General features: G+C 49.2%; 9 protein-coding genes. 7 read left to right on the forward strand and 2 right to left on the reverse strand.

Features of this window, described 5'->3' with window-relative positions:
• Positions 1 to 144 precede the first annotated feature (144 nt).
• The 4 genes from DEV76_RS06595 (at position 145) to DEV76_RS06610 (ending at position 9,413) form a co-directional block, all read left to right on the forward strand.
• Entirely contained in the window at positions 145 to 2,994 is a 2,850-nt protein-coding gene (locus tag DEV76_RS06595; RefSeq protein ID WP_109696336.1) for a SusC/RagA family TonB-linked outer membrane protein, read from the forward strand.
• Positions 2,995 to 3,011: 17 nt separating this feature from the next.
• The gene (locus DEV76_RS06600; protein ID WP_109696339.1) at positions 3,012 to 4,409 is read left to right on the forward strand and encodes a RagB/SusD family nutrient uptake outer membrane protein; all 1,398 of its coding nucleotides are present in this window, start codon (positions 3,012 to 3,014) and stop codon (positions 4,407 to 4,409) included.
• Between the two features lie 400 nt (positions 4,410 to 4,809).
• The gene (locus tag DEV76_RS06605; protein ID WP_109696341.1) at positions 4,810 to 7,938 is read left to right on the forward strand and encodes a SusC/RagA family TonB-linked outer membrane protein; all 3,129 of its coding nucleotides are present in this window, start codon (positions 4,810 to 4,812) and stop codon (positions 7,936 to 7,938) included.
• Between the two features lie 17 nt (positions 7,939 to 7,955).
• Positions 7,956 to 9,413, forward strand: coding sequence for a RagB/SusD family nutrient uptake outer membrane protein (locus DEV76_RS06610; RefSeq protein WP_109696343.1), 1,458 nt, complete (start codon positions 7,956 to 7,958; stop codon positions 9,411 to 9,413).
• Between the two features lie 98 nt (positions 9,414 to 9,511).
• Here DEV76_RS06610 and DEV76_RS06615 read toward each other — a convergent pair whose 3' ends face one another.
• Complete coding sequence (locus DEV76_RS06615; RefSeq protein ID WP_198651962.1) at positions 9,512 to 10,660, reverse strand: TlpA disulfide reductase family protein; 1,149 nt, start codon at positions 10,658 to 10,660, stop codon at positions 9,512 to 9,514.
• A 212-nt stretch (positions 10,661 to 10,872) separates the two neighbouring features.
• On the reverse strand, positions 10,873 to 12,330 hold the full coding sequence (gene gatB / locus DEV76_RS06620) for an Asp-tRNA(Asn)/Glu-tRNA(Gln) amidotransferase subunit GatB (RefSeq protein WP_198651963.1): 1,458 nt from the start codon (positions 12,328 to 12,330) through the stop codon (positions 10,873 to 10,875).
• Positions 12,331 to 12,420: 90 nt separating this feature from the next.
• Between gatB and DEV76_RS06625 the strand changes: the two genes are divergently transcribed.
• From DEV76_RS06625 to DEV76_RS06635, 3 genes are all read left to right on the forward strand, one after another.
• On the forward strand, positions 12,421 to 13,794 hold the full coding sequence (locus tag DEV76_RS06625; RefSeq protein WP_109696347.1) for an aldehyde dehydrogenase: 1,374 nt from the start codon (positions 12,421 to 12,423) through the stop codon (positions 13,792 to 13,794).
• 101 nt (positions 13,795 to 13,895) lie between these two features.
• Entirely contained in the window at positions 13,896 to 14,120 is a 225-nt protein-coding gene (locus DEV76_RS06630) for a hypothetical protein (RefSeq protein ID WP_109696349.1), read from the forward strand.
• Between the two features lie 9 nt (positions 14,121 to 14,129).
• Positions 14,130 to 14,543, forward strand: coding sequence for a hypothetical protein (locus tag DEV76_RS06635; protein ID WP_109696350.1), 414 nt, complete (start codon positions 14,130 to 14,132; stop codon positions 14,541 to 14,543).
• Positions 14,544 to 14,572 lie beyond the last annotated feature (29 nt).

Below are 14,572 nucleotides of genomic sequence, written 5' to 3' on the forward strand. Positions count from 1 at the left end.
GAGCGGCTTTTTTAACGCTTTACATAAACTATCCGGCGATATTTCCAATAACATAAAAGTGTACTGTCATATCAGTTGAAATTCAGTATCTTGTGTTTTATTCCTGTCATAACCTACGGGGCATTAGACACAAAAAAAAATCTCATGAATAAAACGCTATCGCTATGGCTGCTATCCGCCATCAGCATTCCCGGCGTTGCTCAACAAACCGACAACCGGCCCGATACAACTGTTCCCTCAAAACGGCTTCTTGACGAAGTGGTTATTTCCGGGTACAATACAGCTACCAGAAAGCAATACACTGGTGCAGCCACTATTGTATCAGGGGAAAAACTGCGTCAGTCTCCCATTGCCAGCTTCGATCAGATGCTGCAGGGGCGCGCTCCAGGCCTTTATGTGGCTTCGGCCAGCGGACAGCCCGGAGCAACTGCTAAGATGGTAATCCGCGGTACCGCTACCAATAGCGAAATCAGCGATCTGGTCTCCTCAGCACCACTTTATATCGTAGACGGTGTAGCAGTGGAGCGGGGAGTATTTATTGGACTCAATCCTGCGGATTTCGAATCCGTCAGTATTCTTAAAGATGCCAATGCAACTGCACTTTACGGTTCACGGGGTGCCAACGGCGTAGTGCTTATCACTACCCGCAGGGGCCAGCAGGGAGAGGTTCGCTTCTCCTTTAATACCCGGCATGGCATATCCCAGCCTTCGCGCAGGCATTTTGATATGATGAATACGCAGGAAAGACTGCGTTTTGAGGAGGAAGTAGGGCTGGAGAATAGTAAAAGCATTGGTGCAGGGTGGATCTTCTCAGATAAGAACCCCGCTAACGCAAGCCTTCCGGCCGACCGGAAAGCACGCAATAAAGCCATTCTCGACAGTCTTGGCCGTATTCAGACAGATTGGATGGATTACCTCATCCGTGATGCAGCACCCTTTCATGAATATGAACTGACTGCTAACGGAGGTACAGATAAAGTACGTTTCTATTCTTCGGCCAGCTATCTGTCTCAGCAAGGCATTGCTTACCGCTCCGGGCTTGACAGATATACTTTCCGTACCAACCTTGATGCTAAAGGCCGTAAGCTCAGGTTTTCGGTGAACTCTGCTGTAGGCTATACCGAAAGCGACCTCATTGAGAATGAAAATACGCAAGGTAAAGGCAATCCCTTTGTTGCGGTATATTACGCATTGCCTTACGAGCAGCCTTATGTGAACGGTGTGCTGGTGCATAACGGGAATAAGAGCAACTTTGGAGGCGCTTATGATACCCGCGAAGGCTCTGATGCAATAGAGCGTATGCAAACCACATCTTACCGCGTTAATCAACTGAAAGGCTTGCTGAGTTCCTCACTCAGATACGATGTGAACGATTGGCTGTATGCCACTTTTAATATAGGAATGGACTTCCGGGAGAACCACGATATCCGTACGGCGGCACCGGGTTCTAATGCCGGTAAAGCCGCACCGGGAGGGCAGGGGAGCCACCGCGAAGATATAGCGCGCTCGTTCCAGTTTACTTCTTCTACCGGCCTTACTTACGATAAACTCCTGAACGAGCGCCACAGGCTCATAGTTGCCGGGTTTTATGAGTTCAACCGTATGAAATGGTCGAACCTGGAAGCGACAGGATATGGAATTACACCGGGGCTGGAAGGTACCCTTTCGGGTACTACGCCGGGGTCACCCATTAATGGGTTTATACCGGCTGTGGGCGGTAAGAAAACCGGGGCTGCTCTGGCTTCGTGGGTGGGGCTGGTCAGGTATATGCTTGACGAGCGCTTCAGCCTTAACCTCAGTTATCGCTACGATGGTTCTTCCACCCTGCCGGAGAAAAACCGCTGGCAGCCGTTTTATTCCATTGGTGCGGGTTATGACCTGCCCTGGCTTGAAAAAGTGGAATGGATCAATACGCTCCGTGTGCGCGCCAGCTACGGAAGCTCTGCCGCACCGCCAACTTCTTACTTCGCATATGCTGCAGGTTATGGTGCTTCCCGTTACGACGGTCAGCCCGCAATCGCTCCTGTGGCTGCCGGTAACTCCGACTATGAATGGGAGAAAACGCATATGCTGAATGCCGGGCTGGATCTCGCATTTTTCGATCAGCGCCTTCGCCTGGTAGGTGATGTATATAGCCGTACAACAAAAGGTTTTTTCCTGAGTGAGCAACTCTCCTTGACGAGCGGGTTCTCATCGCGTAATATCAACGCCGGTAGTATCAACAACCGCGGGATAGAACTGGAATTGAACGGTGATATTATCAGAACAAACGATCTGACCTGGACTGCAGGTATCAACTTCACATATAACCGTAACCGTGTTACTGATCTGGGAAGTGCAAATGAGTATCAGCAGGGCACGTTCCTTATTCGTGAAGGGCTGCCTGTAAGAGCGCACTACATTGTTAAGTATGGAGGAGTTGATCCCCAGACAGGGAAAGCCCTATATTATGACCGGAGTGGGAATCTAACCACGAATTACAACATTCCTTTGATGAGTGTAGCTGATTTCGGAGGCTCAGAGCCGCCGGTATATGGTGGATTCTCCACCGGTGTTCGCTGGAAAGGCTTCAGTGCGGATGTGTTTTTTACCTATGCACAAGGTATGAACAGGTATAATTCAATGGATATATTTACATTTAATAACAACGTTTTTGCTTCCAACAACCAGTCGCGTAAATGGCTGGAGCGCTGGCGTAAACCGGGTGATGTAACAAATGTGCCTTCATTTGGAGATGTCCGGAATTACACTTCCATGGATATTCAGGATGCATCGTTCATACGGTTGCGCAATGCACAGGTTTCCTATACACTGCCGGCACATTTCCTCGCTCCGTTGAAAGTCGTGAAAGGTGCTACCATATATGCACAGGGCCATAATCTGCTGACATTTACGAAATGGAACGGCTTTGATCCTGAAGACACAAACGGACAGGCATTTTTCGAATATCCTTCACCGCGCACACTGGTAGCTGGTGTTCGTATCCAGTTCTGATATAAAATAGAGAAACGATGAAATGTAAGTTGCAATATACTTTGCTCACAGCCTGGATCGTGGCGGCCTCCTGCCTCGGCGACCTTGATGTGAAGCCTACAGATATTAAAGATCAGACAGTCGCCTTTACTTCGGTGAGTGATCTGAACGCCGGTGTGCTGGGTGTTTATGCCGGGCTTAACGGACAATCAATTAAGATAAGCTCCCTCGTTTCTGACGAGAACATGACGCCGGTAGAGAATACGAGTGTTGCGGGTGGGCAGATGATGCGGTGGGTACACGACCCCACTACGCCAGATGTATTGCCTGCCTGGCAGAGCAACTACCAGGTGATAGACAGGGCCAATCGTATTCTGGCAGTTATCGACGGTATTCCTGCAGTGGCATCTGACGAAGTGCGCAAGCGCCGGATGAAAGGTGAGCTCCTCGCTTTGCGCGCCTATTGCCATCTGGAACTTATCAGGCATTATGCCATCTCGTATGAGCCGAATGACGGAGGTGTGCCGGTAATGACGGTATCTGCAGCCGGTAAGCCGGAACGGAATACCGTGGGAGATGTGTTTACCCAAATCCGGAAAGATCTTACGGAGGCAAAAGCACTCATTCCTGCTTCATGGGATACCATTACCCGCATTACACGATTGGCAGTGTCGGCCATTGAAGCAAGAACTGCCCTGTACCAGAAAGACTGGAACACGGCCATTGCGGCGGCCAAAGAAGTGATAGATGCTGTACCGCTGGCTACTGCTGCGCAATTTCCTGAAATTTGGAGCGATGTAAAGAAGCATGAGGTGATCTGGAAACTTAAAAGAGAACCGCAGGATGAGCGCTTCGGTAGCTTTTACCGTAACGCATCAGGGATGATTCATTACGCGCCTTCTTTCAAACTTATTGCTGCATTCAATGGGGCGCATGATGTGCGTTTCAATACCTGGATAAGTGATTTAAACCCTGCCCCGGCAGATACACGCTGGGCGGTTATAAAGTATGCAGGCGGACAGCCAGCGAATTTCAACATGGCCGACATCAAGTTATTCCGCGTGTCGGAAATGTACCTGATCCGCGCGGAAGCCGAGGCTATGAAAACCGGTGGCAACCTTGCAAGCGCCAATGCTGATCTGGAAGATCTGAAGAGCCTGCGGATAGATAACTACGTGCATACCGCATATGGAACTGCTGCAGCTGTACTGGCCGCTGTGGAAGAAGAACGCTTCCGCGAGCTCGCATTCGAAGGCCACCGATACTTCGATCTTCGCCGCTGGAAGAAAGACATCGTACGTACTGCACAGGACGTTGCAAATATCGGTGGTGTTATAACGCTTCCCGTTACACGCAAACAATATTTCATGCCCATACCATTGGCAGAGGTGCAGGCAAACCGGAATATGCAACAGCATCCGCTATATATGCAGTAAGGTTATACCACAACAAAAAAACCTGATCAAAAACGGCCCGGCAGCGAGTATGCTCCGGGCCGTTTTTTTATCATGATAATATAGTAGCCAGACACATAATTATTATTTTGTTATGATATGATAAGCAAATAATTATAGCCATTATCCGTTAGTATCTACCTACTTGTTTTCCGGTATTTTTATCTAGTGTGACCGTCATGTTTCTTTTTTGATTAATTTACTAATGTAGCGGTCATGCAGCAGACCATCCAAATCTAAATCGAGCAGTAAGTTTTAAGACCCAGGACGAAGCCCTAAGCGTAGCCCACAAGAACAGCATATTGATATATCCGACGGATTGATCCTGCCTGCACTTATTTCCTATACACGAAAATTTCTTATCAACAAAAATCTAATCGACATGAAAGGAATGTTACTTCTCATTCTCTTTTCGGTTATGCTTATGGGGCAATCTCTCGCCCAATCCCGTACCGTAACGGGGAAGGTTACCGATCAGACTGACGGGTCACCATTACCAGGTGTGACCATTTCCATTAAAGGAACATCAAAAGGAACTATTACCAACGCTAACGGCGATTACCGCATTGAGGTTAACGGGCCGAATGATGTGTTGGTGTATTCATTCATTGGTTTCGCAACACAGGAGATCGCAGTGCCTTCAAGCGGTGTGCGGAACGTAGCGTTGGGGGCAGATGATAAAACCCTCAACGAAGTGGTGGTAACGGGGTATGTTGACATTAACCGGAAAGATGCGACAGCAGCCTCTTCCAAGATCGAAGCCACGCAAATTAACAACCGCCCTATCCAGAGTTTTGATCAGGCGCTGGACGGGCTTGCTGCCGGCGTGAATGTAAACATGCAATCCGGTGTACTGGGCGATGCAGTGGCCATCCGCATCCGCGGCGTAAACTCGATCTCCAACACATCCAACCCCCTGATTGTGGTGGATGGAATCGTTTTGAACACTGCGCAAAACACCAACATTTTTAACGCCGGTAATGGTACGCGTTATAATCCGCTTGCCGACATCAACCCCAACGACATCGAAAGCATTGATGTGCTGAAAGATGCTGCTGCCGCGGCGCTTTACGGTTCCCGCGCAGGTAATGGCGTAATCGTTATCACCACCAAACGCGGCAAACGCGGACAAATAGCAGTGAACTATAACACGCTGCTATCATGGGCCACGGTGCGCCGTGCACCCAAGCTGCTGAATGGCGACGAGTTTCTCGTGATCCAGAATGAGAAATCGGGTAATATGAACCAGCCCAATATAGCCGCTGATTTTGATGAGAACGGTGATGGCAAGCCAGACCGTACCGATTGGATGGATGTGATCTTTAAAACCGGTATGCAGCAAACACACCAGCTGTCATTCAGTGGTGGTACCGACAAATCACAGATCTATGGATCTGCCGAGTACGCCGATATGAAAGGTTTCCTGGTGGGTAACCGCCTGCGCAGAGGATCTGCCAGAATCAATGCGGATGTTACTCCTAAAACATGGCTGAAAGTAGGGCTTTCTGTTTATGCCTCACGCGGGTTGAACAACGGCGTATTGTCTGATGGATTCCTCGCGGGCTCAACAGTGGGTGGATATAATGCGCCTCCCAATGTACCGGTGTATAACAGTACGGGTGCATATCAGGGTTATTATCTTTCGCCATCCAACCGCGATTTGGGTAATGGGGGCAATCGTGTGAGCGAGCGCCTAAACCGCTTTTTCCACCCGCTGGCAAGCATTAATATGGGCCGCAACGATAATGAAACCCGGCGCGTATTGTCCAATATTTATGTAGATGTTACGCCGCTGAAAGGACTGAAACTTACCTCCCGTTTCAGTGTCGATTACCTGCAGAACTTCGAAGACCAATACAGTGGTCCCGATCAGGCGGGGAACGGTTTTAACCTGAATGGTCTTGTACAGGAGAACCTTTACCAGACTCAGCTTTGGAACTGGACCAACCTGGCTAATTACAATCTTACATTCAACGAAAAACACAACATTTCGTTACTGGCCGGCCTGGAGTACCAGTATTCCCGCAACTTCCAGCTGTATACGGGGCAGGCCAATCTTGCTGATGATTACTTCAAATATATTTACGACGGGCTTTCTGCTGGTGATGGCAATTCATTTACAGGCGGTGCACAAACTGCCAATGCATTTGATTCCTACCTCGGCCGTGCAGCGTATAATTATGCGAGCAAGTATTATGCAGAGTTTGTATTTCGTGCAGATGCCTATTCTGATTTCGGGCCGGATAAACGCAGAGGTTATTTCCCCGGCGGATCTATCGGATGGCGTATTTCAGAAGAGAGTTTCCTGAAAGACAATGTTTCCTGGATCAATGACCTGAAGCTGCGTGCCAGCTATGGTCTTGTAGGTAATGGTAATGTGAGTGCCTATGCATGGAGAACCCTCATCGGCGGTGGCCAATATGCGGATGTAAACGGCCTGTCTATGAGCCAGCTCGGCGACCCCGGCCTGCGTTGGGAAACATCCAAGAAGATGGACATCGGTATCGATGCAGCATTCTTCAATAACCGCTTGGGCCTCACGCTGGATTACTTCAATAATGATGTGGATAATCTGGTATTGGATGCGCCTACGCTTAGAACAACAGGTATCCCCGGTTCAGTTGTATCGAGGAATATCGGCGAAATGTGGAACCGCGGTATTGAGATAACAGTGCGCGGTACACCTGTGGCCAGCAAGCAATTCGAATGGAACGTTTCCGCCAACTTTACTCACCTGAAAAATAAGATCACGAAACTGGTTGATGGTAGTGATATCATCAGTGGCTCCAACCGTGCAAGCGTTGGCCGCCCCATTGGTGTTTGGTACATGATTGACTGGGCGGGCGTAAATCCCGAAACAGGATATGGTATGTTCCGTGCAAAAGACGGTACAGTGAAGATGTACAACCCATCGCCCGGTGTAGCTACAGCCAACCGCTGGACTACTCCCGACGGCTCTAAGGTAGTTACGTCAGTTACTGCAAATGATGCCAATTATCTCGAAGGCAAGTCCGGTTACCCCACATGGTATGGCGGCCTGGATAATACGATTACCTATAAAGGATTTTCGCTCAACATTGCCATACAGTTCAGCGGCGGTAACTACATCTTTAACGCCACAAGGCAAGGGCTCATGACCAACTTCCTTAACAACAACCTGCATGAAATGACTGAGCGCTGGACACCTCAGAACAAGAATACCGATGTGCCGAAAATATTCCTGCGTGATGCGGTAACCACGCAAACATCTACCCGCTGGCTGGAGAAGGGCGATTACCTCCGTTTGAAAACTGTAGCGCTTGGGTATGCTTTCCCCGGTATTAAAGAAAAAATCGGGTTGAATACGCTGCGTGTGTTTGTATCGGGAGATAATCTGGCATTGCTTACCAAGTACAAGGGTGCTGATCCTGAGATCAATACCAACCGCACAGCCAACATCGCCTTTGGTGTAGATAACCGTGGCGTGCCGCTTGGCAGAACGATCTCCGTTGGTTTAAACGCATCTTTCTGATCTAAAACTTAATCATCATGAAATATTTACAAATCAAGTATAGTTTCCGATCGGTTCTAACGTATGGACTTTGCGCCGTGTTAATGCTTGGATCCTGTTCAAAGGTTAATGAGCAGGACCCATATGAAGGGGTGAATCCGAGCGATGTTTTTAATAATCCCACGCGCATAGAATCTGCCGCCATCGGTATGTATCACGCATTGCAGAATGCAGAGTTCCTTGGCGGGAGGGCGCTGATTTATATTGATCAGCGTGGAAACGATGTGAATGTATCCGCCTTCTTCGGGCAGATCCCCACGTTCAATATGCTTTCCAATAACGGTACAGCTTTGCTGGCATGGACGGGAGGTTACCGCACCATTTTCGAAGCAAACAATTTCCTGTTTAATGTAGAGAAGGCGGGAAGTGTGCTGAGTGCGGATGAGATCAAACAATATGCTGCAGAAGCTAAATTTGTGCGGGCACTGGTGTACTACTACCTCGTGAACATTTATGCTCAGACATATGGCTTTAGTGCAGATGGCAGTCATTTGGGTATACCCCTGATGACGATGCCGCCTCCTCAAACGGGTGCTGAAGCTTTTGATCCTAAATACCGTGTGGCCAGAAGTACTGTGAAGCAAACGTATGACCTCATCATTAAAGATCTGACAGAGGCGGAGGCAGGCCTGCCTGATGACTGGGGCGATGGATATTTCAACCATGCACGTGCCACCAAGGCGGCGGCCAACGGTTTGCTGTCGCGGGTGTATCTGCTTACAGAGAATTGGGCGAATGTAAATACCGCTGCAGATAAAGTATTGGCATCTCCCTTGGGATATGCACTTGAAAGCGCTCCCTATGCGAATTTCGATAAAGACAAGTATATCTCTTCCTCGGAGATCATCTTTAATATTGCCATGAACAGCAACGATAACCCTAACACCAATAATGCCATTGGACAGCATTATAGCGGCCAGGGAAGGGGAGATATCACGGTTAGCAATTCATACCTCAATCTGCCTAATTTTGGAGCGAACGACCGCAGGAAAAGCGCTGATACAATGATTGTGCAGATAGGCAGCAACCGTTATACCGGTAAGTTTTTCGAAACACCTTTCGATTCGTGGGTACCGGTAATGCGGCTGGCAGAGATTATGCTGAACAAAGCGGAAGCATTGGCGCGTATCAATGCCGGTGTGAGTACCGATGCATTGGATATCATTAACGAGATACGTGCGCGTTCTAATGCCGACCCCATTGCAGTGCCTGCTACCAAACAGGAACTGATTGATATTATCCTTAACGAAAGGAGGATAGAGCTCGCGTTTGAAGGGTTCGGGATGATTGATTTCGTGCGCACGAAGCGGAATATTCCGGCCCGTGGCTCTACCCAGCCGGAACAGGCCTGGAATGATCAGTTCACACCATGGCCGATTCCTTTCCAGGAAACACAACAGAACACCAACCTTGCGCAGAATCCCGGTTATAACTGATAAATCGGAAGGGCCATCTCAGGAAGGTCCGGAAAACCAAAAGGCCGTCTCATTTTATTGAGACGGCCTTTTGGTTATGATGCAGTGATAGCTGCAGATTATTTCAGTACTTCAGCGAGTTTGCTTTCAAGCTGGCTGCCACGGAGGTTAGCCGCAATGATTTTGCCCTGCGGGTCTACCAGGATGTTGGTAGGAATGGCGTTGATGCCATATAATGGAACAACAGAAGATTCCCAGAATTTGAGGTCGCTTACCTGCGGCCAGGTAAGCTGGTCGTCGGCAATGGCTTTTAACCAGGCGCCTTTCTCTTTATCGAGGGATACACCGAGGATAGTGAAGTTTTTGCTTTTGTATTGATTAAAAGCAGCCACTACGTTGGGATTTTCCTGACGGCAGGGCCCGCACCAGCTGGCCCAGAAATCTACCAGTACATATTTCCCTTTGAAGGAGCCAAGGCTAACCTGTTTACCTGCGGGATCCGGAAGCACAAAGTCGGGTGCAACCTGCCCAATCATAGAGGCGGGGCCGCTGCTGGCTTCCGGGGTAGCGCCTTTTTCGAGCGCATCGAGGCCGGAGAGGGTATGTTTTACGAAGCTGTTATCGGGGAAGCGCTTAGCGATTTCCTGGAAGTCCTTTTTATGGGCCAGCCTGTCCTGCGCATCTTCAAACCCGGCCAGTTCCATCGCGAAAATGGCGGGAACGGGGTTGCGGGAAGCACGTGCGGCAGAAAGGAAATGCTCACGGAAGGTTTTCGTTTCCTGTTCCATTGCCTGACGGCGGGCGGTAAGCACACTATCGGGTGTTTTCGCTATACGGAGGCTGTCGATGGTCTGCATTTCTTTGCTGAGCTTCTGCGATTTTTCGCTGTAATAGTTCAGCAGCTGCTGGATTTCGGTGGTGGCTTCGGAGCCTTTCACCTGAATCTTCTCCAGTTCATTGTAATCGCCGGTAATGCTCATATCGCCGGCATCGAGGGCGAGGAAGATATATTTACCGCTTTCGAAGCGGATGGCGTAAAGTCCTTGTTCCGGCACCATACCGTCGAGCGTGATTTTTCCCGAAGCGTCTTTAACGGCGGCGGTATCAACGATTTTGGTGGAGCTTTCCATCACTTCTTCAAGATACACTTTCTCTAGGGGCGTGTTCGCCAGTTGCACATCAATCTTAAACGCTCCTTTCTCCGGGTGACTGTTGCAGCTTGCCAGTAAGGCGGCCGCTCCTGTCAGCCAAATCGCAAATTGTTTCATGGGCTTTTCTTTTATTTGGATTTTCAATCAAAAATAGTCCTAAATCCCCGGAAGGTCTTACCGGAAACGTTAAAATTATGTAGATGGCAGGAGTCTGCCATCCCCTGAAAGTTCCATTTCACTGCGGCGGTGGTACCAACAGTGGGGAGGATGGGGGAAACAGGCCCCCTGCGGGGCTACGCGGGACGACCGATTCGGGATGAACGGTGATGTTAACCGTTGAGGCGCTTGATTAACAGCTCGTTGGTGAGTTTTGGATCGGCTTTACCACCGCTCAGTTTCATCACTTCACCTACGAAAAGCCCGATAAGGCCTTTTTTCCCGGACCGGAATTCTGCAACCTTAGCGGGATACTTAGCCAGTACTTCCTCTATCACAGGCAAAATGCTGCCGGCATCCGTTTCCTGGATGAGATTGAGGGCGGTAGCTACTTCCAGCGGGGTTTTACCGGGCTGCTCGATCATGGCGGGCATAATGCGCGACGATGCTATGGAAAAATTCACCTTTCCATCGTGAATCAGCGCTATAAGTGCGGCTAGGGCCGAAGGAGTAAGCGGGAATTCGGAAATGGCGGCATTACGTTCGTTCAGCCACGATTTCACGGGGCCAAGCATCCAGTTGGACGCTGCCTGGGAATGGGGTGTTTCAGCCATGAGCGATTCGAAATACAATGTAGTATCACGGTCGTCGCAGATCACACGGGCATCGTATTCCCGGAGGCCCAGCTGGCTGGTATAACGGGTCACTTTTTCTTCAGGAAGCTCGGGGAGCGACTGGCGCACCTGGTCGAGGAAGCCGTCGGTAAGGCGGAAAGGCGCCAGATCGGGCTCGGGGAAATACCGGTAATCATTGGCTTCTTCCTTGGAGCGCAGGGGGAAAGAGCTGCCATTGGAGGCGTCAAAGCTGCGGGTTTCCTGCACAATGCGGCCACCTGTTTCCACCAGTTCTATCTGCCGTTTGATCTCATTTTCGATGGCACGTTTCACGTTGCGGATAGAGTTCATGTTTTTCACTTCCACCTTGGTGCCGAGTTCGGTGTCGCCTTTGAGGCGGATGGAAATGTTGGCATCACAGCGCATAGAGCCTTCTTCCATGTTGCCATCGCAGACATCGAGCCAGCGCACCAGACGCCGGAGTTCGGTGAGGTAGGCATAGGCTTCGTCGGCTGAGCTTAGGTCTGGCTCGGTAACGATTTCCACGAGGGGAACCCCTGCGCGGTTATAGTCCACCATGGTATTGTAAGGGTCCTGGTCGTGGATGGATTTACCGGCATCTTCTTCCAGGTGAATACGGTTGAGCTGCACATTGCGGGCCTGGCCGTCTACAAAAATGGGGACATAGCCGCCTACGCAAATGGGCGCGGTATGCTGGCTGATCTGGTATCCTTTGGGGAGATCGGGGTAGAAATAGTTTTTACGGGCGAAAAAGTTCTCTTTCTCTATAGCGCAATGGCAGGCAAAGCCTAATCTGATGGCCAGCTCCACTGCCTTACGGTTCATAAAGGGCAGGGTGCCGGGGTGCCCCAGGGTCACCGGGCTCACGTGGGTATTGGGCAGGCCGCCGAAAGAGGCGGAGTCGCCGCTGAATAATTTGCTGACTGTCAGCAGCTGGGCATGCACTTCCAGGCCAATTACCGCTTCATATTTGTTATAATCAATGCTCGCGCTCATAATGTTAAATCACAGCTGATTCGTACAAAGATATTCAAACTGCAAAAAAGCAGGGAATTTTCACGAAATTGGTAATCCAACAATCACCCTATGGCTGCTATTCACGACATTCACCTGGCCCAGCGCCACTTTTTCGACTCCGGTGCTACCCGTTCCTTATCCTTCCGTAAATCAGCGCTAAAGCAGCTGAAAAAGTCCCTGAAACGCCATGAGGGCGAGATTCTTGCAGCCCTGAAGGCCGATCTGCGTAAAGCGCCTGTAGAGGCATTCGGCAGCGAAGTAGGGCTTTTGTACGACGAGATCGATCATACCCTCACCAATCTCCGGCAATGGATGCGCCCGCAACCGGTGAGCTCGCCTCTTATGCATTATCCCTCTTCCAGCACGGTATATCGCGAACCGAAAGGGCTTACACTCCTTATCGGTCCCTGGAACTACCCCTTCCAGCTGGTGGTAAACCCACTGATTGGCGCCATAGCGGCAGGTAACTGCGCCATCGTAAAACCTTCTGAACTGGCGCCTGCCACAGAAGCAGTGGTAGTTAAAATAATAGCAGATGCCTTTGTCCCCGAACATGTAACTACCGTTACGGGAGATGGTGCAAAAGTAGTTCCGGACATCATGCAGCACCGCTTCGATCATGTTTTCTTCACCGGGAGCATTCCTGTGGGAAAGAAGATATTGGAACTGGCAGCGCCACATCTCACACCGGTAACCCTTGAGTTGGGCGGCAAAAGCCCCTGTGTGGTAGATGCCGGTGCCGATATTAAAACTGCTGCCAAACGGATCATCTGGGGTAAATGCTGGAATGCCGGACAAACCTGTATTGCCCCTGATTATGTGCTGGCCGATAAAAAGATTCTTCCCGAATTACTGGAGCATCTCCGCGAAGCCATCCGGAAATTCTATGGAGACGACCCTGCCAAAAGCCCGGACTATCCCCGCATTATCAACGAAAGACAATTCGACCGGCTGGCCGCATACCTCAACGAAGGAACTGTTTTCTCCGGTGGCCAAACCGACCGTGCCGATAAATACATCGCACCTACCATCCTCACCGATATTAAACCCAATGCCCGCGTGATGCAGGAAGAGATCTTCGGGCCTATACTCCCCATTCTTCCATATAGCGGTACCGAAGAAGCGGTAAAAATGATTGCAGCAAATCCGTATCCGCTATCGCTGTATGTGTTTACGAAGAGCGCACGCACTGCACGAACACTGGTAGAAAAAGTGGCTTTCGGTGGTGGCTGTATCAACAATACACTGGTGCATTTTACAAACCTTGAAATGCCGTTCGGAGGTATTGGTCCGAGTGGTATGGGGCGCTATCACGGGCGCTTTAGTTTCGATGAGTTCACGCACATCAAAGGTGTAATGAAAACCGGCACCTGGCTGGATGTTCCGGTGAAATACCCACCCTTCGGCAATAAGCTTAAAATGCTGAAGATGTTGCAGAAATAGCGTGAGAAAATCCGTTCCAAAATTTTTAGAAAATAGTAGCAGAAAAAGTTTTGTGTTTCATGAATTGTTATTATTGAATCGATCAATAAAATGCAATTCTTATGACATCAAATGTAATTGTAGCAATTGTCCTTGTTTTCGGATTCGGAACGTTGTTTCCTTTCCTTATTTGGCTTTCCCTTCTTTTAGTAAATCGGCTGTTTCCTCCAAAGGAATTTACCATCGTCAGTAGAAAAACCGGAAAGGTGGTAACATTAAAAATGAAGGAGGAGAATGATGCAGAGGATTTACTTGAATTCGGGAGAGTTTTTTTAGGAAAAGAATAAACATAAAATATGAAGTATTCCGATGTAATACAAGGGACCAATGGCCCACTTACAATCAGCGCTGATAGCGTAGCCGGAGCAGGAAGCGGAATGATGATTTTGTATCTGGCACAAAGCTTACCGGATGGAGCAGCTTATAAATCCTGGATTATTACAATGGTGCCGGTAATCACTTTAGTAATAAAACGCTGTTGGAGTTTTTGTGAGCCCGATATAGTTTTTTTATTAAAGAATGGTAGGGCGAATATTGCAAGGAGCAGGTGTTTGAGAAGAATAGATGAACTGATGAATGATCCGGCAATTCAGGATGATATAAAGGCTGATTTAAGTGACATGAAAATGCATGCCCGGGTATCCTCTGTTTTAGATTTGTACAAATATTGGAAAGCGTCTAAGCAGGTACAAAATCAAAACAGGGAATAAAAAAACGGCCCGGGTAAACCCGGACCGCC

The sequence above is a fragment of the Chitinophaga deserti genome, assembly GCF_003149455.1.
Taxonomy (GTDB): Bacteria; Bacteroidota; Bacteroidia; order Chitinophagales; family Chitinophagaceae; genus Chitinophaga; species Chitinophaga deserti.

Excerpts from the sequence above, each read along its gene's own strand:
- DEV76_RS06600 (WP_109696339.1), top strand. The coding sequence starts at position 3,012 with ATGAAATGTAAGTTGCAATATACTTTGCTCACAGCCTGGATCGTGGCG.
- DEV76_RS06615 (WP_198651962.1), bottom strand. The coding sequence starts at position 10,660 with ATGAAACAATTTGCGATTTGGCTGACAGGAGCGGCCGCCTTACTGGCA.
- DEV76_RS06605 (WP_109696341.1), top strand. The coding sequence starts at position 4,810 with ATGAAAGGAATGTTACTTCTCATTCTCTTTTCGGTTATGCTTATGGGG.
- DEV76_RS06595 (WP_109696336.1), top strand. The coding sequence starts at position 145 with ATGAATAAAACGCTATCGCTATGGCTGCTATCCGCCATCAGCATTCCC.
- DEV76_RS06625 (WP_109696347.1), top strand. The coding sequence starts at position 12,421 with ATGGCTGCTATTCACGACATTCACCTGGCCCAGCGCCACTTTTTCGAC.
- DEV76_RS06630 (WP_109696349.1), top strand. The coding sequence starts at position 13,896 with ATGACATCAAATGTAATTGTAGCAATTGTCCTTGTTTTCGGATTCGGA.
- DEV76_RS06635 (WP_109696350.1), top strand. The coding sequence starts at position 14,130 with ATGAAGTATTCCGATGTAATACAAGGGACCAATGGCCCACTTACAATC.
- DEV76_RS06610 (WP_109696343.1), top strand. The coding sequence starts at position 7,956 with ATGAAATATTTACAAATCAAGTATAGTTTCCGATCGGTTCTAACGTAT.
- gatB (WP_198651963.1), bottom strand. The coding sequence starts at position 12,330 with ATGAGCGCGAGCATTGATTATAACAAATATGAAGCGGTAATTGGCCTG.